General features: G+C 68.3%; 25 protein-coding genes and 1 tRNA gene. 15 read left to right on the top strand and 11 right to left on the bottom strand.

Going from position 1 to position 24,177, the window contains the following annotated elements:
* Positions 1 to 10: 10 nt before the first annotated feature.
* Positions 11 to 754: a DUF5919 domain-containing protein gene (locus QSK35_RS17740; RefSeq protein ID WP_285747429.1), complete on the bottom strand. Its 744-nt coding sequence runs from the start codon at positions 752 to 754 to the stop codon at positions 11 to 13.
* A gap of 158 nt (positions 755 to 912) precedes the next feature.
* On the opposite strand from QSK35_RS17740, the gene QSK35_RS17745 reads away from it, so the two are divergent.
* From QSK35_RS17745 to QSK35_RS17780, 8 genes are all read left to right on the top strand, one after another.
* Positions 913 to 1,368: a hypothetical protein gene (locus QSK35_RS17745; protein ID WP_285747430.1), complete on the top strand. Its 456-nt coding sequence runs from the start codon at positions 913 to 915 to the stop codon at positions 1,366 to 1,368.
* Positions 1,369 to 1,371: 3 nt separating this feature from the next.
* Positions 1,372 to 1,581, top strand: a complete 210-nt coding sequence (locus QSK35_RS17750; protein ID WP_502881670.1) for a hypothetical protein — start codon at positions 1,372 to 1,374, stop codon at positions 1,579 to 1,581.
* Complete coding sequence (locus QSK35_RS17755) at positions 1,581 to 1,847, top strand: hypothetical protein (protein WP_285747432.1); 267 nt, start codon at positions 1,581 to 1,583, stop codon at positions 1,845 to 1,847. The genes QSK35_RS17750 and QSK35_RS17755 overlap by 1 nt, the downstream gene beginning before the upstream one ends.
* The gene (locus tag QSK35_RS17760) at positions 1,828 to 2,100 is read left to right on the top strand and encodes an AMED_5909 family protein (RefSeq protein WP_285747434.1); all 273 of its coding nucleotides are present in this window, start codon (positions 1,828 to 1,830) and stop codon (positions 2,098 to 2,100) included. The genes QSK35_RS17755 and QSK35_RS17760 overlap by 20 nt, the downstream gene beginning before the upstream one ends.
* Before the next feature lie 238 nt (positions 2,101 to 2,338).
* Positions 2,339 to 3,811, top strand: a complete 1,473-nt coding sequence (locus QSK35_RS17765) for an FtsK/SpoIIIE domain-containing protein (protein WP_285747436.1) — start codon at positions 2,339 to 2,341, stop codon at positions 3,809 to 3,811.
* Entirely contained in the window at positions 3,808 to 5,412 is a 1,605-nt protein-coding gene (locus QSK35_RS17770) for a replication initiator (protein ID WP_285747438.1), read from the top strand. The genes QSK35_RS17765 and QSK35_RS17770 overlap by 4 nt, the downstream gene beginning before the upstream one ends.
* Positions 5,413 to 5,433: 21 nt before the next feature.
* Positions 5,434 to 5,628: a helix-turn-helix domain-containing protein gene (locus QSK35_RS17775; protein WP_285747440.1), complete on the top strand. Its 195-nt coding sequence runs from the start codon at positions 5,434 to 5,436 to the stop codon at positions 5,626 to 5,628.
* A complete protein-coding gene (locus QSK35_RS17780) occupies positions 5,628 to 6,788 on the top strand; it encodes a tyrosine-type recombinase/integrase (RefSeq protein WP_285747442.1) in 1,161 nt (386 codons plus the stop codon). Before QSK35_RS17775 ends, QSK35_RS17780 begins: the two co-directional genes overlap by 1 nt.
* Positions 6,789 to 6,855: 67 nt before the next feature.
* Here the strand turns inward: QSK35_RS17780 and QSK35_RS17785 are convergent.
* A tRNA-Lys gene (locus tag QSK35_RS17785) sits at positions 6,856 to 6,928 on the bottom strand.
* 129 nt (positions 6,929 to 7,057) lie between these two features.
* Between QSK35_RS17785 and QSK35_RS17790 the strand changes: the two genes are divergently transcribed.
* Complete coding sequence (locus QSK35_RS17790) at positions 7,058 to 8,821, top strand: endonuclease/exonuclease/phosphatase family protein (protein WP_285747654.1); 1,764 nt, start codon at positions 7,058 to 7,060, stop codon at positions 8,819 to 8,821.
* Here the strand turns inward: QSK35_RS17790 and QSK35_RS17795 are convergent.
* Both QSK35_RS17795 and QSK35_RS17800 read right to left on the bottom strand, forming a co-directional pair.
* Complete coding sequence (locus QSK35_RS17795; RefSeq protein WP_285747444.1) at positions 8,735 to 9,250, bottom strand: DUF6328 family protein; 516 nt, start codon at positions 9,248 to 9,250, stop codon at positions 8,735 to 8,737. The genes QSK35_RS17790 and QSK35_RS17795 overlap by 87 nt on opposite strands.
* A gap of 9 nt (positions 9,251 to 9,259) precedes the next feature.
* Positions 9,260 to 10,495, bottom strand: coding sequence for a glycosyltransferase 87 family protein (locus QSK35_RS17800; protein WP_285747446.1), 1,236 nt, complete (start codon positions 10,493 to 10,495; stop codon positions 9,260 to 9,262).
* Positions 10,496 to 10,707: 212 nt separating this feature from the next.
* Between QSK35_RS17800 and QSK35_RS17805 the strand changes: the two genes are divergently transcribed.
* The 6 genes from QSK35_RS17805 (at position 10,708) to phoU (ending at position 18,030) form a co-directional block, all read left to right on the top strand.
* Positions 10,708 to 11,271, top strand: coding sequence for a superoxide dismutase family protein (locus tag QSK35_RS17805; RefSeq protein ID WP_285747448.1), 564 nt, complete (start codon positions 10,708 to 10,710; stop codon positions 11,269 to 11,271).
* A gap of 65 nt (positions 11,272 to 11,336) precedes the next feature.
* On the top strand, positions 11,337 to 12,467 hold the full coding sequence (gene dusB, locus QSK35_RS17810) for a tRNA dihydrouridine synthase DusB (RefSeq protein WP_502881671.1): 1,131 nt from the start codon (positions 11,337 to 11,339) through the stop codon (positions 12,465 to 12,467).
* Positions 12,460 to 12,912 carry a hypothetical protein gene (locus QSK35_RS17815; RefSeq protein ID WP_285747450.1) on the top strand — a complete coding sequence of 151 codons (453 nt, stop codon included), beginning with the start codon at positions 12,460 to 12,462 and terminating at the stop codon, positions 12,910 to 12,912. The genes dusB and QSK35_RS17815 overlap by 8 nt, the downstream gene beginning before the upstream one ends.
* Positions 12,913 to 13,037: 125 nt before the next feature.
* Entirely contained in the window at positions 13,038 to 13,889 is an 852-nt protein-coding gene (locus QSK35_RS17820) for a GGDEF domain-containing protein (protein ID WP_285747452.1), read from the top strand.
* A 298-nt stretch (positions 13,890 to 14,187) separates the two neighbouring features.
* On the top strand, positions 14,188 to 17,289 hold the full coding sequence (locus tag QSK35_RS17825; RefSeq protein WP_285747454.1) for an LCP family protein: 3,102 nt from the start codon (positions 14,188 to 14,190) through the stop codon (positions 17,287 to 17,289).
* A 75-nt stretch (positions 17,290 to 17,364) separates the two neighbouring features.
* Positions 17,365 to 18,030 carry a phosphate signaling complex protein PhoU gene (phoU, locus tag QSK35_RS17830; protein WP_285747455.1) on the top strand — a complete coding sequence of 222 codons (666 nt, stop codon included), beginning with the start codon at positions 17,365 to 17,367 and terminating at the stop codon, positions 18,028 to 18,030.
* Here phoU and QSK35_RS17835 read toward each other — a convergent pair.
* From QSK35_RS17835 to pstB, 7 genes are all read right to left on the bottom strand, one after another.
* Positions 18,027 to 18,809 carry an ESX secretion-associated protein EspG gene (locus QSK35_RS17835; RefSeq protein WP_285747457.1) on the bottom strand — a complete coding sequence of 261 codons (783 nt, stop codon included), beginning with the start codon at positions 18,807 to 18,809 and terminating at the stop codon, positions 18,027 to 18,029. The genes phoU and QSK35_RS17835 overlap by 4 nt on opposite strands.
* Positions 18,806 to 20,290, bottom strand: a complete 1,485-nt coding sequence (locus tag QSK35_RS17840; protein WP_285747459.1) for a hypothetical protein — start codon at positions 20,288 to 20,290, stop codon at positions 18,806 to 18,808. The genes QSK35_RS17835 and QSK35_RS17840 overlap by 4 nt, the downstream gene beginning before the upstream one ends.
* A 23-nt stretch (positions 20,291 to 20,313) precedes the next feature.
* Positions 20,314 to 20,826 carry a DUF3558 family protein gene (locus QSK35_RS17845; RefSeq protein ID WP_285747460.1) on the bottom strand — a complete coding sequence of 171 codons (513 nt, stop codon included), beginning with the start codon at positions 20,824 to 20,826 and terminating at the stop codon, positions 20,314 to 20,316.
* 50 nt (positions 20,827 to 20,876) lie between these two features.
* Entirely contained in the window at positions 20,877 to 21,245 is a 369-nt protein-coding gene (locus QSK35_RS17850) for a hypothetical protein (protein ID WP_285747461.1), read from the bottom strand.
* A gap of 264 nt (positions 21,246 to 21,509) precedes the next feature.
* A complete protein-coding gene (locus QSK35_RS17855; RefSeq protein ID WP_285747463.1) occupies positions 21,510 to 22,031 on the bottom strand; it encodes a DUF3558 family protein in 522 nt (173 codons plus the stop codon).
* A gap of 146 nt (positions 22,032 to 22,177) precedes the next feature.
* Entirely contained in the window at positions 22,178 to 23,383 is a 1,206-nt protein-coding gene (locus QSK35_RS17860) for a hypothetical protein (protein ID WP_285747465.1), read from the bottom strand.
* Between the two features lie 10 nt (positions 23,384 to 23,393).
* Complete coding sequence (gene pstB, locus QSK35_RS17865; protein ID WP_285747467.1) at positions 23,394 to 24,170, bottom strand: phosphate ABC transporter ATP-binding protein PstB; 777 nt, start codon at positions 24,168 to 24,170, stop codon at positions 23,394 to 23,396.
* Positions 24,171 to 24,177 lie beyond the last annotated feature (7 nt).

The following is a 24,177-nucleotide window of genomic DNA, read 5'->3' on the forward strand; positions in this document are numbered from 1 at the left end:
ACCTACCTCCCTACCACTTCGGCGGCTTCGCGCCGTCCCACACGCCCTGGAAGCTCTCGGCGTACGTCTCGAAGAGGTCGCCGCCGGACAGCCGGCGCAGGTGAAGGACCGGGGCGTGCGCTGCCATGAACCCGTGGACGTGGGTGTTCACGAGCATCTCGTCGTCGAACCGGTAGATCGAGTTGTAGAGCGTGGTGCCGTGGCACCTGATCTCGACTCCAGGCACGTCAGCCAACGGCTTGTAGACGGCCAGAGCGTTCCGGATCTTGGCTCCGATGGCGGCCTTGCCGATGCCCTCTTCCTCACTCCGGCGGGCGACCTCGCGGCTGTTCGGGTCGCCCAGGAGTAGCCGGATTTTGACGCCTTCCTCGGCCTTCTGTCGGAGCGTCCTGATCAGGGCCGGGTTGTCCACCATGAACATGGCGGCGTAGACGAGGATCGAGATGCTGATCTTCGACTGGTTGATCAGCTGCATCCAGATGTCCTGCGGCAAGGTGTGCCGGTGCGCGTAGACCTGGACGACCTCGGAGTCGTTGATCTCCTTCTTCTTCTCGGGCGCGATGGCGTCGGGCCAGAGGTAGGTCTCGGTCTCGCGTACGAGTGCCGCGATGGCGTGGCGGTGGCGCGGGTACGGCGTCCGATCTTGGGTGATCCAGCGTTCAACCGTCTTCGGGTCGACGCCGAGGGCCTTGGCTACCTGGTCGAAGTCCAAACCGTTGCGTAGCAACGAGTCTCGTAGCCGCTGGTTCGGCATGATCACTCCTCCGTACAACTGGGGACGTCTTCAACATAGCGAAGACGTCTGTAGTTGTCTCGCTATGCGGTGCTCCTGTCCTGCGATTTCGCCGAAAGTCGTAGGTGTCGAGATGTCGGGGAGCGGCCCCGACCGGCGCAAACGACAGGAGCAGGACGATGGCGATCACAGGTGGGAGCAGGTTCCCGGCGGGTCATGACTTCGTGTTCCCGAAGGGCGCGCTCGTGATGAGCGTTGAGCCGGTGCTGAAGTTCCAGTCCGCGGAGGACCGGGCCAAGGGGCTGCCGGTCGAGCAGGAGAGGGACAAGGAGACCAACCAGCTCGTGTGGTCGGTGCTCGTGATCGACCAGGCTGCGGAGCGGAAGACGGACGCGGCGGTCACGGTGAAGATTGCGGCTCCGCACCAGCCGGTTCCGCCGGAGGCCATTCCTGGCACGGACATCCGGCCGGCCGTGTTCGAGGGGCTGACGGTCACGCCGTGGATCGACGACAAGGCGTGCCGTGGGAGCCACGCGGGCGAGCGTCACCGCTGCCGGGCGAAGCTCGGGTACAGCCTGCGCGCAACCGGCATGAAGGCCGTCGTCGCGGCCAAGCCTGCACCCAAGGCAGCGTGATCCGTGGCTGACATGGTGCGCCTGCACCTGACGGCGAACCTGCCGATTCGGGTGGAACCGCTCGCGTTCGCCGGGCGGGTTGAGTTCCGGCTCGGCAACGCGTTCCCCGCGGTGCTCGTGATCGACCGGGAGGCGCTTCCGCAGCTCGCCAAGGCGGTCGCGGAAGCCCAAGCGGCTCTCGACGCGGCGCTCGGCGAGAAGGGCGGCCGGTGATGGGGTTCAACGTGACGTGCACGCCGGGCAAGGAAGCGGCGGCGGGAATGGTCCACGTGACCGAGGAGATCCCCGCGCTGGTGATCTACCTCGACCCCGTCAACGTGGCCATCCAGTTGCCGCCCTTCCCCGGCGGGACCGATGTGCTGATGCGGTTCTGCCGGGAGCTGTCCCGCGAGGCGGCCAAGCTGGCCGATCACCTGGAGAGCAAGGAAGGCCGTCACTCGCTCACGGAAGGAGCGCGCGATGGCCGCGAACAGGGCTGACCGGTGGGCGGTCGCGATGCAGGCTCGGACGCTGCGCGAGGTGCACGGCGAGTTGACCAGCTTGCTGCCCGCACCGGACGCGGACCTGAAGGAGCAGCACGACTACTACACGGCTAGCGCGAGGGCGTATGCGCGCGTGGCGGAGATCGATCGCGATCACCACCACGAAGCGACGTACTGGGCCAACCGGGAGCGTGAGAAGGCCGAGGAGATCGGTCAGCGCATGAAGGGCAAGGCCACGCAAAGCCGCTAAGAGTCCTTTTTAGACAGAACGCGTGACTCTGCTGGGTCATGTGGCGATGCCGCACGTCTTGTTGCGGTGCAAGGGAAACGTGAGACGCAGGAGCGGAAACCGGCTACCAACCATGCCGCTCCTGCGTTGTCCACCCAACCTGGGAGTGAACAACGATGAGCGTAGAGCCTGGGCGCATTCCTGCGCCAGACAGGGCCTCGAAACAACTCGGATCCATCGCGCTCGTGGGCGGTGCGCGATGAACGGCAACCGATGGATCGACCCCGCCCCGTTCGAGGGTGAACGCCCGCGGTTCCCTTGGTGGGTCTGGCTTCCCGGCTGGGCCAAGGTGATCGCCGCGCCGTTCGTCCTGCTGTGGCTGACGCTGCGGCTCACGGTCCGCCTGGTGCTGCTCGTCGTGCGGTACCCGGTCTCGATCACGCTGCTTGTCTGCGGGTACGCGGCCTATCGAGAGTTCGGGCTCTCGCCGTTGGTACTCGCGTTGCTGTCGCTCGTTGCGGCGCTGGTCATCTGGTACGGCGTCGCGCCAGCCTCGTTCCTACGGCACGGCTGGTATCGCTGGCTGACCGAGTGGCGGCGGGCCACCGTCTACGTGCCGCAGTGGCGGACCGTGATGCGACTGGCGGACCTGGCCAAGGAAGTCCGCGGGAAGGAGTACCGGCCGCGCTTGCGTCGGGTTCGTTCGGAGGGCTGGCGGGACAAGGTGCGGGTGCGCATGATCCCGGCTCAGTCACCGGAGCAGTGGGAAGCACGGCGCGACAACCTGGCGCACTCGTTCAGCGCGCGTTCTTGCAGGGTGCGGGTGTTGCGTCCGCGGCTGCTCGAACTCGACTTCATCCACTCCGATCCGCTGGCTCGGCCGGTGCCCGCTCCGGCGCTGTCGGACTCGACCGAGGTCGATCTCAAGCGGGTGGTCGTCGGCCGGACCGAGACCGGCAAGCCCTGGCGGCTGCGGCTGCTCGGCTCCCAGGTGCTCGTGGTCGGCGTACCTGGTGCGGGCAAGGGCTCGGTGCTCTGGTCCATCGTGTGGCAGCTCGCCCCGGCCATTCGAGCGGGCTTGGTGAGGCTCGTGGGCATCGATCCCAAGGGCGGCATGGAGCTGGGCCAGTGCCCGGATGCCTTCGACAAAGTGATCTACGACAACGGGCCGGAAGCCGTTGCCCTGCTTGAAGAAATCGCCGCCGAAGTCAAGGAGCGTGCGGCGCGGTACCGGGGCATCCGGCGACTCTGGGCGCGGTCGACGGGCGAGCCGTTCACAGTCCTGGTCGTTGATGAGCTCGCGGACCTGATCGCCTACCAGCAGGACCGCCAGCTGCGGGAGCGCGCCACTCGTGCGGTTCAGACGATCACCTCGCAGGGACGTGCACCCGGCTACGCCGTCGTCGGTCTGGTCCAGGACCCACGCAAGGAGATCGTGAGCTTCCGCCATCTGTTCACCACTCGCGTTGCCCTGCGGCTCGATGAGCCTCAGCAGGTCGACATGGTGCTCGGCGACGGAGTGAGGCAGCGGGGCGCGGCGGCACACGAGATCAGTGAGAACACGCCCGGTGTCGCCTGGCGCAAGGAGGACGGGCAGCGGGAACCGGAGCGGGCGCGGGCCTTCCACGTCACGGATGCGGACCTCGTGGAGCTGGGGTTGTTCCTGGCCAAGGCCGAAGTCCGAGGCTTCCCCCGCCGGCCGGATGGCACAGAAGGGAGCGCGGCGGCATGACCGAGTACCTGACACGCGCTGACCGGATGAAACAGCCTGCGGCCCTTGATGTCGCTCGGGCGGTCGCCGAGGAACACGGCGTCTGTGTCCGGCCGCTGGCCAAGGAACGGATCGATCTCGACACCGGCCGTGTGGACATCGTGCCTGTGCCGTGCGGCTCGACGGTCGCGAGCGTGTGCCCGACCTGCGCGGAGAAGAACCGGCGGCTTCGGATGGCCCAGTGCCGTGAGGGATGGCACCTGACCGAGGAACCCGACTTCACGCCGGACGCTCCGAACGCTGATCAGCGCGGGCTGACGGAGTATCGGGCAGACCTGGTGAAGGCCTTCCGCGTGGCGGTCGAGGAAGGGGACGAGACCGGAGCGGAGGAGATCCGGGATGAGGTCGCCGAGGTCGACGCCGAACTTCGGCAACTCGGTGTCCGCGGTTCGCTGCCGCCGCTCGAGTTGCGCGCGAAGGTGGCTCGGAAGCGGTCGACCAAGCGTCGGCAGGATGCGGCGAACCTGCCTCGGCGGCCGGTCAGCAAGCGCACGGTCGGCAGGGTGTTCGGCGGGAAGTACCAGCCGTCCACGTTCCTCACGCTGACGCTCGACAGCTACGGCAAGGTGCGATCGGACGGCACGCCCGTTGATCCCTCGAAGTACGACTACCGGCGGGCTGCTCGGGACGCGGTGCACTTCGCGGCGCTGCTCGACCGGTTCGTGCAGAACCTCCGGCGGTGCGTCGGCTGGGACGTCCAGTACTTCTCCACCGTCGAGCCACAGCGGCGGTTGGCTCCGCACTGGCACGCGGCGATCCGAGGAAGCATCTCCCGCTCCGAGCTTCGGGCGGTCGCGGAAGCCACGTACCACCAGGTCTGGTGGCCTGCGCACGACGAGATCAAGTACAGCGGTGATCAGCTGCCGGTGTGGGATGCGCGGGCCAAGGGCTTCGTCGACCTGCACACGCGGAAGGCCTTGCCTACCTGGGAAGAAGCACTCGACCAGGTCGAGAGTCCGGCGCATGTCGCGCGGTTCGGCGTCCAGGTCCACGCCAAGGGCATCCTCGGCGGCACCGAAGAAGCCGGCCGACACATCGGCTACCTGACGAAGTACCTGACCAAGAGCATCGACGAGTGCTTCCAGGCCCAGACAGCTCGGCAGGACGACCATGCCGAACGGCTCTGCGCTGAGCTCGCCGTGACTCCGTGCTCGCCGCAGTGCCCGATCTGGCTCCTCTACGGCGTCCAGCCTCGTGGCGCTCGCCTGTCGACCGTGCCCGGCAAGTGCAAGGGCAAGGCGCACAAGCGGACCACGCTCGGCGTCGCAGGTCGGCGGGTGCTCGTGTCGCGGAAGTGGTCGGGCAAGTCGCTCGCGGACCACAAGCACGACCGCAAGGCATTCGTTCGGCAATTGCTCGCGGACGTCGGCATCAAGCCCGAGGACCAGCCGAAGCGGCTCGTCTGGAACAACATCCAGCCTGGTGACCCGAACGTGCCTCCACGGCCACACCTGCTGCTTCAAGCGGTCGCTGAACGGCGCAGATGGAAGGCCGAATACACGGCCGCGCTGTTGGCCTCGGCCGGACCGCCCGAGAGTTCGGCAACTCAGCAAGCGGCCTGATCAACGAGGGGGGACAACGCCATGACAGCACATGCATTCGAGCCTTTGTGGACGGTCAACGACGTAGCGACCTTCCTCAACGTGCCGGTCCACACGCTCTACGGCTGGCGGACCAAGGGCTACGGCCCGCCTGGTCGACGAGTGGGCAAGCACCTGCGGTACCTGCCGTCCGAGGTGCGAACCTGGTTCGAGCACCTTCACGAGGAGGTGGCCTGATGGGTCGGCCTCCGCTCGACATCGGCACGTACGGCGCAATTCGTTGCTACGAAACGGAATCCGGCTGGCGGGCTACCACGAAGTTCCGTGACTTCGACGGCGTCACCAGGCCGGTGGAGCGCTGGGGGAAGACGAAGTCGGCGGCCGAACGGAGCTTGAAGAAGGCGCTCGCCGAACGACTGGGTCCGTCCGGCGGCACGCTGAAGGCTGAAAGCCGCTTCAAGGAAGCCGCGGAACTGTGGTTCGGCTCGTTCAAGGCCGCTGCTGACGCGGGCACCCGGTCGCCGGGAAGCGTCGACACGTACCGGAGCATCCTCGACCGCTACGTTCTCAAGAGCCTTGGTGAGCTGCGGATTCGCGAGGCGAACGTCCCTCGGGTGGATGCGTTTCTCGACTCGTTGCGGCGGTCGGTCGGCGTCGCTACGGCCAAGACGGCGCGCTCGGTCGTGTCGGGGATCTTGGGCGTCGCCGTTCGCCATGGAGCGCTGGACGCGAATCCGACCAGGGAGACGGCGCGGTTGGAAGCCGGCCGAAAGAAGGGACCTCGGGCACTCACATTGGAGGAGCGCACGAGGTGGCTCGCGCTGTTGGAGTCCGACGAGAAAGCAGTCCGCCGAGACCTGCCTGACCTGTCGCGGTTCATGATGGCCACCGGCGTCCGCATCGGTGAGGCCCTGGCGCTCTACTGGGATGACGTCGACCTCGACGCCTGCACGGTGGCCGTGGACTTCACGGTCGTGCGAGTCAAGGAGGTGGGACTGATCAGGAAGTCAACCAAGACGGAAGCGGGCGAGCGCACGCTCCCGCTGCCCTCGTGGGCCGTGGCTATGTTGAAGCGACGGCGCGAGGCAACCCTCTACCCGAAGGGGCCGGTCTTCCCGGACAGCCTCGGCGGCCTGCGCGACCCGTCGAACACGATGCGGGACCTGCGGAAGGCACGCGGCGGTGATGAGTTCGCGTGGGTGACCTCGCACGTCTTCCGCAAGACGGCGGCAACGATCCTCGACGACGCGGGCCTCACGCCTCGGATGGTCGCGGACCAGTTGGGGCACTCCCGGCCGTCCATGACGCAGGACGTCTACATGGGGCGGAAGGCGGTCAACCCGCGCACTGCGAACGCGCTCGAAGCGGTGTTCGAAGTTGGCGAGTCAGACAGTTAAGTGTGGGTAAGGTGTGGGGGCTGATCTTGGAGTGATCGCCCCACACCGCTCCTACCAGGCGTTTTAGTGGGCCGCCAGGGGCTCGAACCCTGAACCCGCGGATTAAAAGTCCGCTGCTCTGCCAGTTGAGCTAGCGGCCCGGAGCCAAGGTTAGTGGACCTCGCCTGTCGAGGCGGACGCCGGGCACCATCAGCCGTGTGGCGCGCGCCACCTATGACGCCCGACCAGGCCTGTTGGCCGGGGTAAATGTGAACTAGATTCGGACCGTGATGGCGTTGATCGCCTCGGCGGCTGGCGGGTTGCTGCTCCTGGACACGGTCCGGATCTGGCTTCCTTCGCTGACAACGATCTTCGGTAGCGCGGGGACCACCGACCCCCTCACACTCGCGGCGTTCGCGCTGGTCTGGGTGCTGCCGGCGGCATTCGCGATCCCGCTCACCCGGCGTTGGCCGACGGCTACACCCGCTGTCCTCGCGGGTACGGCAACAGCGGCACGGCTGGTCGGGCAGGCCGGGGTGTGGCAGCTCTACACGTCGTGCGTGGCGACAACGGCTCTGTTCGGGTGGCTGGTGGCGGTTGCGACCAAAGGGTGGCCGACCAAAAAGGTGGCGGTTGGGTTGGCCGTCTCGCTTGCTACGGCGACGCTCTTGCAGTTGCTCAGCGGGAGTGTGGATCTGACCTGGTGGAGTGGGCCGGTGCCGTGGTTGCTCATCATCGGGTGTGGTGCGGTCATGGTCGCCGCGGCGCGCGAGCGGTACTTCGAGGAAAGTGCGACGGCGCTCTGGTTTGCTGTGGGGCCAACGCTTTTGCTCGCCGGGATCATCACCACGACCACTTCGCGGGTTGAGCACGGGTTCATCGTCGGCGTTGGGGCGACGGTGGGGATCGCGCTCACGACACGGAGTGGGCCCGCCTGGCTCGTTGCCGCGCTGATCATCGGCGCTACGGCCCTGGCCGACCTGCCCAGGGACAACGGGAATTTCCCATGGTGGACCGCGATTCCACAAGCGACGCTCGCGGCGCTGTTGCCGGCCGCACTGGGACACGCGGCGAACTCCGGCACACAGCGGCATCGAGGAGCGTCCGCGTACGGCGGGTTGCTCGTGTTCTTTTTCTTGTGCAGCACCTACTTCGTGGCGTTCGATACCAGCCTGCCGGTGTGGCGGCCCGGCCTCGTGCTGCTGGCCGCCGTCCTCGTCGGGGCCGCGGCGGTCACCAACAGGACGAAGTTGACGCAGCCGGTGCCCTGGTTGCCGTTGGTGCCGGCGGCGGTGGCGATGGTGCTGGCCACGACGGTCAACCCGGCGGAAACGCCGGCGAACCACCAGGCCGCCTGGCCGGTGAAGGTCGTGACCTACAACGTGCGGTACGGGATCTCCGAGGACGGGCGGTTCGCGCCCGGCATGCTCGTGTCGGCGATCACTGCGTTGGAGCCCGATGTGGTGATGCTGCAGGAGGTTGACCGCGGCATGTTGGTCAACGGGCAGCACGACGTGTTGGCACAACTGCAGAAGCGGCTCGGGATGCACGCGTACTACGCGCCCTCGAGCGATCCCTTGTTCGGGGACGCGATTCTGTCGCGGCAGCCGTTGGACGAGGTGAGCTTTCACTCGTTCCCGCGCTACGACATTGCGACGGGAGCTGGGGTGTTGTGCGCGGTGCTGCGCATGCCCGGCGGGGACCTCGGGCTCGCCGTCAGCCATCTGCACGAGAACGACAACGGGATCTCCGCGCGGCAGGTCGGCGATCTCACCGCCGAGATCCGCGAGATGCGGGCCAAGGGGTCGCTGCTGCTCGCGGGGGACTTCAACGCCGAGCCGGACAACCCGAAGCTCGGGCCGATCAAGCAGGAGTTGAAGGACGGGCTCGCGGCCAAGCGGCCGTTGAACACGTGGCCCGCCGGGAGTCCGACGCAGCAGCTGGACCACGTGTTCGTCAGCGAGGACCTAGACGTCGGTGATGTCGTCACCGAGCGGACGAACGCGTCCGACCACCTGCCCGTTGCCGTCACTGTCACGCGTCGCAACGGGTAGCACGAACCAGAGGGTGCCGAACACCATCAGCGCGCCCAGGCCGATCACGAAGGCCGACCACCCGCCGACGATCACCTCGGCCAGCACGAACACCGTGCCGGTCATCGCCACGGCCAGGAAACCCAGGCCCACCAAGGCGAACGTGTTGCCCGCGGACACGATGTCCTCGCGCCTGCCCTGGCGGAACAGGACCCGGTGCCACGCGGCGGGCGCGGTCAGCAGGGCGACGGCCATCGCGGCGCACAGGACCGTCGTCAGGTGCACGCCGCGGACGAGGCCGCCGACGCTCGCGTATTTGTCCGTGAAGGCGATCGACAGGAGGAAGCCGAACAGGATCTGTACACCGGCCTGCGCGACCCGGAGCTCCTGCAGGAGCTCGTTGACATTGCGGGCCAGGCGTTTCTGGTCGGACTCCTCCGCATCGCTCACGCCACGAGGCTACCCGGAAAGCACCGGTTGAAACGTCGGGACACGTTTGCGTTCGACCGCCGCGAAGAACAGCATGGCGCCGAGAAACACGACCGGATACACGAGATATCCGAACCGGCTTGCAGGCATCAACAGAATGGCCGTGCTCATTCCGACGACGATTCTCTTCATGACATCCGCGACGGTTTCCGGACGACGCAACAACAACCACAGCAGATTCGCCACGCCACCGGCGACGAGCAGTGCCAACGCCGCGGCGTGCCCCGACGGGCCGAGCTCGGTCAGCAGATGTCCGGGAAACGGGCTCGCGGCCGGCGACCGAACGTGCGCCGCTCCCGCGGGGAACCGGATCGCGTGCTCGACGAAGGCACCGGGGTCGACCAGCAGCACCGGAACGTTGACCAGCGCGAACACACCTGCGAATGCGCCGAAGTACCGGCGCCTGCCGAGCACCAGCACGGTGAGTACGACCGCCCCGGGAAGCGCGATCAGCTTGATGCTGACCGCCATCGCGACGACCGCGCCCGCCCACCCCGGCTTCTCCCGCAGCACCAACGCCGCCGCCAGGCCGAGCAGGGCGATGACCGCCAGGTCCTCACCCGAGACCGTCGCGGTGAGCAGCGTCAACGGACCGGCGACGGCCAGCTGCGCGGCCCGCACGGGAACGCGAGGCCGGCCCAGCACCCGCAGGCTCACCGCCACGGCGACGACCGCGGTGATCGCGAACATGATCCGCGCGTCGGTGAGCGGCGACGTGCCGAACAACGCCCTGGGCAGGCCGAACACGGGCATCAGCGGGCCGTAGGGCGTGTAGTCGTTGACGTCCGGCGTACGGCCCAGAGCGGTGACGTCGATGTACGGCGTGCCGTTGGCGAGCAGCAGCTGCGCGGACCGTTCGATCACCCAGACGTTCGGCTGCGCGCTCCACGTCCACGGCGTGTTCGTCCAGTCGGGGGCACCGAGCCGGGTCACCACCAGCTTCGCGAGCGGTGCCGCGAAACCCACGACGACCACCAGCCAGATCGGCAGCGTTCTCGATCTCAGCCGAGCCGGCAGCCATTGGCTCCAGAGCAACAGGACCAGCGCGTGCACGGCGGCGAGAACGTACGCCACAAAGGCGAAATCACCCCACACCCGATATCCGTAGAACTCGGACCACAACGACGTCGCCCTGGCGAACACCGCGAATCCGAGGTACATACCGAGATCCAGCAGAAGCTGCCCGGCTCTTGCGTTGTTCGACAAGGTAACCTCCCGGTCGAACGGTATTCACGGATTCAGCGCGACACGATCGGTAAATGCGCCGACATTTTCCGGGTACCGATAGACCTCCGGGCTGATGTTTCGGTCAGCCGTCCGGCCGATGTGCGACGAGTTGAGACGCTGTGCCGTCTCAAAATCCGCCTGCCGGATGACTTGGCTGGCTCACTGGCGGGACAACCGCTAGGGAGGGCGTTATGAAAACCTTTTCTGCGGCGGCGGCCGCAGCCCTTCTGACCGCGGTGCTGCTGCCCGGCACCGCGTCGGCGGCCGAGCCCGCGCACCTCGCGTACACGTCGGCGAAGTTCGAGAAGTACAGCGCCAAGGCCAAGGCGGTGACGTACAACGCCGAGCTGGTCAAGGCCGGCGCACACGTCACGGTCCTGTCCATCCCGACGATCGACGGCAAGACCACGGTCGGCATCCGCGTCAAGGGACTCGTCGCCAACCGCGTCTACGGCACGCACGTGCACGTCAAGAAGTGCGGCGCGCTGCCCGCCGACGCCGGTCCCCACTACCAGAACGTGGCCGACCCGGTGCAGCCGTCGGTCGACCCCAAGTACGCCAACCCGCAGAACGAGATCTGGCTCGACCTGACCACCGACGAGCGCGGCAACGCCTACACGACCGCGACCGTCGCGTGGCAGTTCACCGAGCGGCACGCCCAGTCGGTCGTGCTGCACGCCGAGAAGACCAGCAGCCACGAGGGCCACGCCGGCACCGCCGGAGCGCGCCTGGCCTGCGCCAACGTTGATTTCTGACGCTGTCGTGAGGGCCACCCTCACAACCGGGAGGGTGGCCCTCACGGTGCCGTAACCTGAAGGGCGTGTCCGCAGTCCCCGCCCTCAAGATCGGCCAGTACGCCGTCGACCCGCCCGTTGTGCTCGCCCCGATGGCGGGCATCACGAACGTGGCGTTCCGGCAGCTGTGCCGTCAGTACGGCGCGGGCCTCTACGTCTGCGAGATGATCACCGCTCGCGCGCTCGTCGAACGCGACGCGATGACCATGCACATGATCACGTTCGACCCGGACGAGCACCCGCGCTCGATGCAGCTCTACGGCGTCGACCCGCACAACGTCGGCGAAGCCACCAAGATGATCGTGGCCGAGAACCTCGCCGACCACATCGACATGAACTTCGGCTGCCCCGTGCCCAAGGTCACCCGCAAGGGCGGCGGCGCGGCGTTGCCGTACAAGAGGCAGCTGTTCCGCCAGATCGTGCGGGCCGCGGTGCGCAACGCCGAACCGGCGGGCGTCCCGGTGACGGTGAAGTTCCGCATCGGCATCGACGACGAGCACCTCACCTACCTCGACGCCGGCCGCATCGCCGAGCAGGAGGGCGCCCAGGCCGTCGCGCTGCACGCCCGCACGGCCTCGCAGCGGTACTCCGGCCAGGCTGACTGGACGGCGATCGCGCGGCTGAAGGAAGCCGTCACGACGATCCCGGTGCTCGGCAACGGTGACATCTTCAGCGCCCAGGACGCGCTCGACATGGTCGCGCGCACGGGTTGCGACGGTGTCGTCGTCGGCCGCGGATGCCTCGGCCGGCCGTGGCTCTTCCGCGATCTGCAGGCGGCGTTCCGCGGCGAGCCGATCCCCGAGGGGCCGAGCCTCGGTGAGGTCGCCGCGATCCTGCGCAGGCACGGCCAGCTCCTCACCGCGCACTACGGCGAGGACAAGGGCATGCGCGACCTGCGCAAGCACATGGCCTGGTACCTGCGCGGCTTCCCGGTCGGCGGCGACGTGCGGCGCGGGTTCGCCATGGTCAGCTCGCTCACCGAGCTGGACGACCTGATCGGCAAGCTCGACCACGACGCGCCGTTCCCGCTGGACGCCGAAGGGCCGCGTGGGCGCCAGGGTTCGCCGGGCAAGGTGGTGCTGCCCGAGGGGTGGCTCGACGACCCCGAGGACGCGACGGTCCCGGTCGGCGCCGACGTGATGCACTCCGGTGGCTGACCGGCGGCTCGGCGTACTCGCCGCACTCGCGCTGGTCGCGGGCTGCGGGGCTCCCGTTCAGGGCACGGCGCGGCCGGTCGAGCTGACCGACGGCGACCGTTCGATGATCAAGGCGTTCTACGACGACCTCAACAAGGCGGGCGACGAGGGTTCGTCGTCGCAGCAGGACCTGATCAAGGACACGCAGCACCCGGACTTCCGCGCCAAGACGTGCGATCTCAAGGGCGCCACGCTGAAGATCGAGCCGACCTGGTCGACGCTTCGGATGGACGCGGACTGGGCACCCCCTGGCCAGAAGGAACACCCGCGCGGGGTCGTCTACGTGGTCGCCGTGACCGTGTCACTGCGGCAGGAGAAGACCGTGATCGGCAGTCAGATCGGCTCACAGCACGTCGTCCTGCTCGACGGCAAGGCCTACGGTTTCGCGCCGTGTGCCGGTGGCTGAACGGTCACTAGTTCGGAGCAGGCAACGGTCAACCAGACGGGGGAAATCCCGGCTCGGCGCGTCCTTCCCGCTCAAGCGTCGCCTCCTACAAGACGACACCTGGCAAGTAAGGGAGGTGAGCCGCGATGACCGCACTGCGACCCGAGGTCGCCGAATCCCAGCAGGACGACGGCTTGAGCGTCGACCAGCAGGGGGCCGGACTGGTCCAGCTGCACGAGTCCATCGCGACTCTGCTCGCCTCCCGCGGCCAGTGGCGGCAGGCCTACCAGCACCTGCGCTCGGCGCTCGACCTGGTCTACGCCGACCAGGACGAGCAACCACACGTCCCCGAGCAGCTGCGTCGCGAGGTCGACCGGTTGCGCCGGGAGCACGCCGAGGCACGTGAGCAGAGCCTGCGCGACAGCCTGACCGACAGCTACAACCGCCGTTACCTCGACCAGCGGCTCGTCGACATGCTCACCGAGCACGGCTCGTCGCGGCACGGGCTGGCCATCGCGTTGCTCGACCTCGACTGGTTCAAGCAGGTCAACGACACGTACGGCCACCTGCTCGGCGACCGCGTGCTGCAACGGGTCGTCGAACTGCTGCAGCAGGACCTGCCCGAGGGCTCGTTCTGCGCGCGCTACGGCGGCGAGGAGTTCGTCCTCGTGCTGCCGCGCGTGGACGCGGAGACGGCGGTCGACGTGGCCGAGGCGGCCCGGGAACGTGTCGAGCGTCACCCGTGGTCCACCATCGCCTCCGGGCTGCGGGTCACGGTGAGCATCGGGCTCGCGTACGAGCCGCCCGCCGAGGAGGCGCCGTCGCGTCCGGCGGTCGGCGCGGAGCAACAGCTGCTGCGGGCGGACAGCCTGCTGTACACGGCCAAGCAGTCCGGACGCAACGCCGTCGCGTACCGGGAGGATGGCCGGGTGCGTCTGGCCGGTGCGGCGGCTGGGCGCCGTGCCATCACCGAGACGCGCGTCCTCGGTTACTACTGAGTGAGCTGGCTCACCCGTTCAGAGCACGGGTGCTGCGCGTAATTCCGTACAGAACGGATCCGTATCACCAGGAGTGGTCGTCAGGACTCGACGGCATCCGTAGTATCGCGAGCGCAACTGACACGCCGGTGGTGCAACCACTGTGTCCCGGTCGTCGTCAACTCGTAATGACAGACAAGTAAGTGAACTGACCCAGAAGGGAGATTGGGTGCCCGACGACCCCCGACGTGGCGGCCCCTCTTCCCGCGGTGATCAGGACCCCCAGCACGACCAGCCGACCGGCCGTAGACGTCGCTCGATGGAAGGCTCCGGGGGCCTGAGCGTCTCGGACCTGGTCGAGCGGCACAGCAGGACGAACATCCCCCGGCCCGTCCCGCCAGCCCCGGCCCCGCAGCACCACCAGGCACCACCACCCGCGCCCCCGCGCGCCCAGCGGCCCGCTGAGCCTCCCGCTCGCGCCGCCGAGGCCACCGGGCGTCGCGCGATGCCGCCCAACGGCATGCGGCCGCCGGCACCGCCGCGCCCCGAGCACCAGCCTCCTACCGCGGAGCGCACCGGCACCCGGCCGCGCCCGCAGCTGCCACCGGAGCAGGCCCGGCAGCGGCCCGCTGAGCCGAACGGTGTGCATCAGCCGCCGACGGCGGAGCGCACCGGCACGCGGCCGCGGCCCGTCCCGCCGCGCGCGGAGGTGACGGGAACCCGGCCTCGGCCGGCCGTCGACCCCAACGGCGTGCACCTGCCGCCCACCGCGGAGCAGACCGGCACCAGGCCGCGGCCGACGCCGCCCGGCGGCATCCAGATGCCGCCGAAGGCCGAGCAGACCGGCACCCGGCCACGTCCCGGCATGGACACGAACGGCGTCCACCTGCCGACCGCCGACCAGACCGGCACCCGGCCGCGCCCCGGCGCCGACCCCAACGGCGTGCACATGCCGCCCAAGGCCGAGCAGACCGGCACCCGGCCACGTCCCGGGATCGAGCCGAACGGCGTGCACCAGCCACCGAAGGCTGAACAGACGGGGACCCGGCCTCGCCCCGGCATGGACGCGAACGGCGTGCACATGCCGCCGAAGGCCGAACAGACCGGCACGCGACCCCGCCCCGGCATGGACGCGAACGGCGTCCACCTGCCGACCACCGACCAGACCGGCACCCGGCCACGCCCCGGCGCCGACCCCAACGGCGTGCACATGCCGCCCAAGGCCGAGCAGACGGGCACCAGGCCTCGCCCCGGCGTCGACGCGAACGGCGTGCACATGCCGCCGACCGCGGAACGCACGGGCACCCGGCCACGGCCCGTCCCGCCTGGGCAGCAGCCGCCCCAAGACCAGACCGGCACCCGGCCAGGCCCCGAAGGGACCGGCATGCAGCCGCGTCCCACGCCGCCCGGCCGCCCCGGCATGCCCCCGCAGGGCGGCGAGGCCACCGGCCTGCACCCGATGCCATCGCGCGCCGAGTCGAGCGGCCCGCGGCCGATGCCCGCGCGTGCGGAGTCCAGCGGCCCCCGGCCCGCCCCGAACATCACCAATCGGCTGGGCGGCGGCGACGCGCCCGCCGCCGAAGCACCGGCCCCCGAAGCTCCGGCGGCCCCGGTGGCATCCGCGGCTCCCGTGGCACCTGCCACGCCGAGGCCCGAAACGCGCGACGAGATCGACCCGCTGAGCCTCACCACCGAGATGGAGGCGATCGGCGACGAGGTCAAGAAGCGGCGCGAGGTCGACCACACGCTGGCGCGCTTCTCCGCCGTGCACGACGAGCTCCTCGAGCAGGAACGGCAACGCAAGGAGCGCCGGTCCAAGCTCATGCCGTGGCGCAACGACAACGCTGAGGACGCGACGCAGTTCGCCGAGCCCGCGACGATGTTCGTCGAGAGCGACCCGGAGCCCGAGTCCCGGCGCGCCGGGCGCACGCCGCAGCAGAAGAAGATGATGCGGCTGGCCAAGGTCACGGCGATCGCCGCGGCCGCGGTGGTGTTCCTGTCGACCGGCATCGGCTGGGCCGCCAAGCTGTGGATCGACCGCAAGTTCCAGAAGATCGACGCGCTCGGCGGCAACAGCGCCGCGGTGCAGCAGGCGGAGAAGCAGCTCGGCGACGAGAACTTCCTGATCGTCGGCTCGGACACGCGCGCCGGTGCGAAGGCGGGAGACAACGTCGGCACGCAGGCCAGCGAGCCGGGTGCGCGGTCGGACGTCGTGATGCTGGCGCACATCCCGAAGGACCGGAAGCGCGTCGTCGTCGTGTCGCTGCCGCGTGACGTGGTGGTCGACATCCCGCCGTGCGAGCGGTGGGACGCCAACACCGGCAAGACGACCGGCGAGAAGGTGCCCGAGCAGAAGGGCGTCAAGGCCAACGAGGCCTACGCGACCGGCGGCCCGCGGTGCGTCACGGACATGATGACGCAGCTGACCGGGTTGAAGATCAACCACTTCGTCAGCATCGACTTCAACGGCTTCCGGCAGATGTCGACCGCCGTCGGCGGCGTGACGGTGTGCGTCAGCAAGCCGATCATCGACGACGAGCTGGGCACCGTGCTGCCCAAGGCGGGCAAGCACGAGATCAGCGGTGACGTGGCGCTGCAGTTCGTCCGGGCGCGCAAGGTGCAGGGCGACCTGTTCGGCGACTACGACCGCATCACGCGGCAGCAGCAGTTCCTGTCGGCGATGCTGCGGCAGGCGTTGTCGTCGCAGGTGCTGCTCAACCCCACCAAGCTGAACAACTTCATCAACGCGTTCGCGCAGTCGACGGTCGGCGACAACGTCGGTGTCGACCAGCTGCTGACGCTCGGTCAGTCGCTGCAGGGTCTGGAGGCGGGGCGCGTCTCGTTCGTGACGATGCCGCACGTGACCGACGACAACCGGCTCAAGGACGACCCGAGCGACAACATCGAGCGGCTCAAGGACGGCGAGGTCAAGGCGCTGTTCCAGTCGATCATCGACGGGACGCCGCTGCCGCTGGAGAAGCAGGACCCGAACGCCGGGAAGCCGAGCGACGGCAACGCGCCCCCCAAGCAGGGCCAGGTGGTCGCACCCAACCAGGTGTCGGTCCAGGTGCTCAACGGTGACGCGGAGAACGGCGGCGCGGCCGGCCGGACGCGGACCGCGCTGGAGAAGCAGGGTTTCAAGGTCGTCAACGTCGGCGACACCGCGCCCGCCCAGAAGACGATCATCAAGTACGCCAAGGGCCGGGAGGACTGGGCCGCCACGCTCGCCGCGGCGGTGCCGACCGCCGAGAAGGTCGAGGACCCCAGCATGGGCGGCGCCGTCGTGCTGATCCTCGGGACCAACTACGACGACAAGGTCGTTGCGCCCCAAGCGGGTTCGACGGCCGGGGAGCCGGGAAAGCCGAACGTGCCCCAGGATCTGTCCATTGTGAACGGTGGTCAGGACCCCTGCGCCAAGTGATTTGGTCGCCTGTGGTTCACCTGGGGTTCATCCTCGGATGTCGCTGTCGCGATGCGTGGGACGTAGGCTGCTCCCATGCGTGAGGCCTACCATGACCAGCTCGGACAGCTCGCCGACCGGCTCGCCGACATGTGCGCGATGGCCGCCGGCGCGATGGAGAGCGCGACGACCGCCCTGCTCGAGGCCGACCTCGGTTTGGCCGAGCAGGTCATCAGCAACGACGCCAAGATCGACGACGTCCGGGCGAGTATCGAGGAGCAGGCCTACGCCCTGCTCGCACTGCAGGCCCCGGTCGCGACCGATCTGCGCACCGTGCTCGCGGTGATCCACGCCGCGGAGAGCGTCGAGCGCATGGGCGACCTGGCGTTGCACGTCGCGAAGGCCGCGCGTCGCAGGCACCCGCAGCAGGTGCTGGCCGACGACGTGAAGCCGTACTTCGCCGAGATGGGCCGGATCGCGGTCAAGCTCGCGGGCGACGCCACCGAGATCATCCGGACGCAGGACGTCGACCGGGCGCGCGCACTCGAGGACGAGGACGACGCGATGGACGACCTCCACCGTCACTTGTTCTCGGTCATCATGGACAAGGAGTGGGCGCACGGCGTGGCGTCCGCAGTGGACACCACGCTGCTCGGCCGCTTCTACGAGCGGTACGCCGACCACGCGGTGTCCGTGGCCAAGCGCACCGTCTTCGTCGTCACCGGCCGGATGCCCGGCTACGGTGGCGACGAGAACGTCTAAGCGATCAACGCGTTCAGCTCGCTGGCGAGCTGGGCGGCGATGCGGGCGTTGTCGGCCGGGGCGTGCACCAACCAGTCCTGGCCGTCAGCGCCTTTTCGTTTCTGCGTCATGTAGCGGCCCTGGTCGTTGTCGAACCAGGCGATCTGCGGTGCGCGATGCTCCTTGCCCGTCCGGTCGCGGACGGCGATCCCGAACTGCCCGACCTTGAGGCGCGGTCGTTCGAACACGGCCTCCAGCGCACGGGTCTGGCTCGCGGTGTTGGAGTGCGACCGCACGGTGGTCGTGAAGCTCTGCGGCTCTTCTTCTTGCTGCCGCGGCTTTTCCGGTGCCGGCCTGGGCACGCTGACCGACTGTCCCGGCCCCGGCCGTTCGTTCGGCACAAGGTCCACAATGGACCGAATGAGCTGCGGCGCGCGCATGAGGTCGACCTTCATCATGCGCTCGTCGAGCACCGCGAGCGCGGCCTGTTCGCCGGCCGCCCCACCTCGCGCGAGCAACTGCTCGTCGCGACGCGGGTCGAACATCGCGATGGCATTGACGCCGAACTCGAAGCGCACCAATAGGTTCAGCGCTTCCTCGATCTCGGGCACGACCCGGCCGCGGTTCGCGAGGCCACGGTTGGCCAGGTCGTTGTAGACCGCGTTGCGAATGCTGCGGCGTTCGTCGTCGGTCTGCCCGAAGTACGGAAAATCAAAGGGATAGGGGCGGCTGCCGAGCCGGAGATCCTCCCAGAGGATATCGGCAGCCGCGTGGGACAACGAGAACTGGTACACCCTCACCCACCGATGACCGGCGGCGCCACCATGGTGCCGTCGCCGAAGACGTCTTCCGTTTCAACCAGGTACGACGCGGACTTGTGTTCCTTGTCCTCGTCGCCCTGTCCCTTGCCGGCCCCGGCGCCCATGCCGCCCATACCGGCGGCACCGGCCCGGCCCGCAGCGCCTGCGGCACCCGAACCCGACGGCCCGAAGCCGCCTTGCTGGTTGCCCATCGTGCCCGCCGAGCCGCCAGGCCCGAAGCTGCCCTTGGCCGCCGCGGCCGCACCGGGGCCGCCGAGGCCACCCAAGCCACCGGGACGGCCCGCGCCGCCACCGCCAGGACCGCCGCCGCGACCACCGCCGGGGCCGCCGCCAGGACCGCCGGGACGTCCGGGCACACCGGGTCCGGATCGGCCAGGCACGCCGGGACCGTTGCGGCCGGGCACGCCGGGACCACCCGGCGGGATGCCTGGGATTCCTGGGTTCCCTGGGTTGCCAGGGTTTCCGGGTCCGCCGGGACCACCTGGGCCTCCGGGCCCGCCCGGACCGACCTGCGACGGGGTCGTCGTGCCGCCGGGGCCGCCGCCGGGACCCACTCCGCTGGGCGGGGTGTAACCGCCGGGCGGGGTGCTGCCGCCCGGCGGCGTGTACGGCTGGCCCGGTCCCGGCCCGATCGGCGGGCCGATGGGCGGAGGCGGTGGCGGGTCGCCGCCGTCCGCCATGGTGGGCGGCGGCGCGAACGCCGGCATGGTCGAGCTCGACGTCTGGAAGCTGGCCGACATGGTCGACATGACCTGCGCCGCTTCCTCGTGCGCCTTCTGCTTCTCGTCGAACTTCGCCTGGATCTGGTCGACCGTGTCCGCGACGTCCCACGGTGGCGCGGAGAAGAAGTCCTTCAGCGCGTCCTTCATGTCGTACTGGACGGGCTCCGGCATGCTGTTCTTGGCCAGGCTCGCCGCCTGTTCCTGCTGCGACAGCTGGTTACCGGTGAGCTGGGCGGCCTGCGACGCGTTGCCCGACCAGGTGGCTACGTTGGTGAAGTAGCCCTGCGCCGCCTGGGCGGCCTGGCCTTCCCACGAGTTGCCGGCGACCTGGGTCGCCTTCTGCAGGTCCGACTGCAGGTTCGCGAGCGTGTTACCGATGCGGTTGTACGCCGCGCCCTGCGTGTTCGCGGTGCCCGGTTCCATGTTGTCCGTGACCATCGCCTTGAGCGTCGCGTGGTCGTAGCCCATGTAGTGGGAGCACGCGCTGTTCATCGGGGGACGGTAGGTCTCGACCTGCTGCCGCAGCTCTTGATTCTGGTCCTTGCGGTACTGGTCCGCTTGCGCCTTGTAGCGGGCGAACTCGGCGAAGCTCGTGAACTGCCCGAACCAGCCAGGGTTGTTGGCCAGCCCCTGCTGCCACTCCTGCATCAGCTGGGCTTCGTGGTCACCCGCGTAGGTGGTCGTGTGAGCCTGGCTGTTGGGGCGTGGGGCGCCAGGGGCGCCGCTCGGTGTGGTCATGGCTTCTTCCCCCTGGTCCTTTCCTACGGCAGGTTCGGTTCAACTTTTTCGGCGACACTCTTCGCGGCCTCGCAGGCCGCTTCAAGCGTGCTGCCGCTTGCACCGACATCGATCCGTGAACCCTCGGTCACCCCGATCGAGTAGGCGCAAGAACTGCTTGACACCGGCTTCTTGATGAACTTCGCAGGGTGTCCGCCCACCTTGGTATCGGAGATTTCCGAGTTGGGTCCGGGAACGAAGTCCTTCAGTGCCTTATCGGGATAGATGTTCAGCCGAACGAGAGTTCGGTCAGGAGTAGTTCGCCATTGACAGCTGTTGGCGTCCAGGTCCTCAGGAGCCGATAGCTTGAGCGCCGTGGCGTCCTCCGACTTGAGGAGGGAGCACGGCTTGACGCTCGCGAGCCCCGTCCCGTTGCCGCTGCTACCCGACGTCGAGGCCGGTGAACCTTGCTTGGTCGTTGCCGTGGTCTCTCCGGCGGTCGCATTGCCTGGTTCCTTGCCTGTGCAACCGGCAGCGGCAAGACCGAGCAGCACCATCGGAACGACGAGACGCAACTTCAAACCCATAATCACCCGTAAGTCCTCGGTCAGTGAGCTTTAAACGAGCTCGCGTTACTGCTGTCGACGTTCTCATAGTTCCGCAGGACCGCTTCCATGGCCGCCTTGGCGTCATCGAGAGCAGTTTTCAACTGGTCGATTGCCGGGACCAGACCAGCGGTCCCAGCTCCGCCAAGTGCGGTTTCGTTGTTGTACCTGCTCAGCGTCTGTCCATCAGGGCTCGTGCCGAGTTTGGTCTCCTGCTGGATCTCCAAGAGATCCAGGTCCATCCCTCGAACGTCGTCGATGGCCTTCTGGAGGGCGCTGATGTAGGCCTGGGCGCCTTCTTTGCTGACCTTGAACCCACCGGACGACGCGGCTGCGCTGAGCTGCTTCGCGCTGTCCGTCATCGCCTGCATGGACGCTTGACTCCACACGCCCTCTTGCGGGATCACCACTACCCCCTGCGCTCGCACGTTCCCAGACAGCACCGTACCCCGCCCGAGCAGGGGCTGTCCTCGTTCTGACGCACGGAGCACCCGAGCGGGTTCCATCGATCCGCTCAGCTTTTCCTGAACAGCGCTTCCCGGCACCCACGACTGCGAGAACCCTCGGCCGTCTCCAAGCATTGCCGCAGACCTGTCAATTGGTCAGGTTTCTTTCCAACTTCCTCTTGTCCCTCTCTATGGCAGGTTCGGCTCTATGGCCTTCGCTACTGCCATAGCGGAATCACACGAAACGTCGAGGGTCCTGCCGCCGGTGCCAACAACGTCGACACGCGAGATGGCCGAGACCTCGATGGTCACGGCGCAGGCGGTACTCGTGACCGCCTTCTTGATCAGCTTCGCCTTGTGAGCGCCAACCGTGGTGTCCGACAGCTCAGCCTGGGGGTTGACCGGGGTGATGTCCTTCAGCCCCTTGTCTCGGTAGAGGTTGAACCGAACAAGCACATCCTTGGCGTCACGCGCCTGGCAGCTGTTCGCGTCAAGGTTCTCCGGCGAGGTGGGGAACAGGTTCGTGGCATCGGCCGCCTTGAGCAAGTCGCAAGGTTTCTTCACGCTGGCGAGATCACCACCCGGCTCACTCGCTGGGGTACCGGCCTTGGTGGAGGCCGTCTTCGTCTGGGCGTTAGTACCCGGCTTCGCGGTGCCCTCCTGCATGTCTGAGCAACCTGACACGACAACACCAAGTGCCAGCACCGACACCGCGACGATCCGAGTTCGCACAGATCCCCCTGTCTCTCGGGGGCACAGTGCCACACGGACACGCGCGCTGTCGGCGGGTTCGGCATGATCTACCCGATCGAAGGTCGAAGACGATGTACGGCCCGCCATGGCGCAGCTGAGATGGCTCAACTGCTCCTGAACGACATCGTTCGTTCCGCCGCCATCTCCGGCTCCCGGTACGCGCGTTCGAAGTCGGCCAGCACCGAGGGCAGCATCTCGTCCCACGCCGCCCCCGTCTCGTCGGCCGGCAGACTCCGGTGGTCACTGCTGAAGTGCGCCCAAGCGCGAACAATGCCGGGGAACAGGGCCAGGTCGTCATCGGAAACGTGTCGCGCCATGGCGAACTCCGCGACGAGCAACGCACTGAGGGACATCGGGCCGTACTGGTCGGGGTTGCGCCCCTCGTCCACGGCGGACTCGGCTGCGATCTCGGCGAAGAGGCGCGCCGCTTCGCGGTCCGGCAGGTCCTGAGCGTGCGGTGACGCGAGGAAGGCCTGGACGACCGGGGCAACGAGTTCGAGCGGGTCGTCGACGTCGTCGAGGTCGTCGGGTTCGATCACCGAGATCCAGGCCTGCGCCAGGGCTAGTTCCGTGATCGGGTGCTCGCCCTCGTCGGTGAACAGGGCGGCGCGCGCCTCGTCGTCGGGCTCCTCGTCGAGGAGCTCCTCCAGGGACGGCGCCACCTTCTCCCACGCCTCGTCGGCGGTGAGGTGGCGGATCTCGTCGCGGAAAGTGTCCTCCGTCGACTCGATCATGTCACGCACCAGTGCGTCGATGCCTTCGGCCGGGGTGTTGAACAAGCGGATACCGCTGATGCCGAACACCGACTCGACCAGGAACATGATCGTGTAGCGCTCGTCGCCGCGGCGGAAGTCGATCGCGATCGACTCCTGGTCACCGAAGAGGTCCGACACCGTATTCGCCTCGACGAACTCGAGGCTGGCATCCGGGGTGTACCAGGCAGGTTCGGGCACGCCGTCCGCAGCGAGCTTGTCCGCGAGGCGCGCGGCGCGTTCCCGGATCTGCTCGTCGCCGACACCCGCTAGCGCCCGCAGCGCGACGAGTGCGGACGAAACCCGTTGCTCGGCAAGGTGGTCGAGCAGGCGGTCGGTCTCGATGCTGAACGCGACCTGCGGATCCAGGGCTCCTGCGTGCTCCCACGCCGCGATCCAGATCGAACCGAGGATCTCGCTCGCCCACATCTCGGCGACCACCGGCGACGGCGCGTCGGCCACACCGGCCGCCGACGCGAGGAGTTCCGCGTACTGCGAACGCTCCTCGCGTGGGCGGCGGGAAGGCTTCTTCTTGCGGGTCTTGCTCTTCGGGCTCACCGCGCCGAACTTAGCCGAAGCGGCCCGAGATGTAGTCCTCCGTGGCCTTCTGCGACGGGTTGGAGAAGATCTTCTCCGTGTCGTCCACCTCGATCAACTGACCGGGCTGCCCCACACCCAGCAGGTTGAAGAACGCGGTCTGGTCCGACACCCGCGCCGCCTGCTGCATGTTGTGGGTCACGATGACGATCGTGTAGTCCTTCTTCAGCTCCGTGATCAGGTCCTCGATCGCCAGCGTGGAGATCGGGTCCAGGGCGGAGCAGGGCTCGTCCATCAGCAGGACGTCGGGCTGCACGGCGATGGCCCGCGCGATGCACAGGCGCTGCTGCTGACCACCCGACAGGCCGCCGCCGGGGCGGTCCAGGCGGTCCTTGACCTCGTTCCACAGGTTGGCGCCGCGCAGGGAACGCTCGGCCACCTCGTCGAGCTTCTTCTTGTCCTTCACGCCGGACAGGCGCAGACCGGCCACCACGTTGTCACGGATGGACATGGTGGGGAACGGGTTGGGGCGCTGGAACACCATGCCGATGGTGCGACGCACCTGCACGGGGTCCACAGTGGACGTGTAGATGTCCTCGCCGTCCAGCAGCACCTTGCCCTCGACTCGGGCGCCGGGGGCCACCTCGTGCATGCGGTTCAGGGAGCGCAGCACGGTGGACTTGCCGCAGCCGGAGGGGCCGATGAACGCGGTGACGTTGCGCGGCGGCACCGCCAGCGAGACGTTCTCCACGGCGTGGAACTTGCCGTAGTAGAGGTTCAGGTCCTTGATGTCGAGTCGCTTGGCCATTACCGCC

The sequence above is a fragment of the Lentzea sp. NBRC 105346 genome (assembly GCF_030269605.1).
Lineage (GTDB): Bacteria > Actinomycetota > Actinomycetes > Mycobacteriales > Pseudonocardiaceae > Lentzea.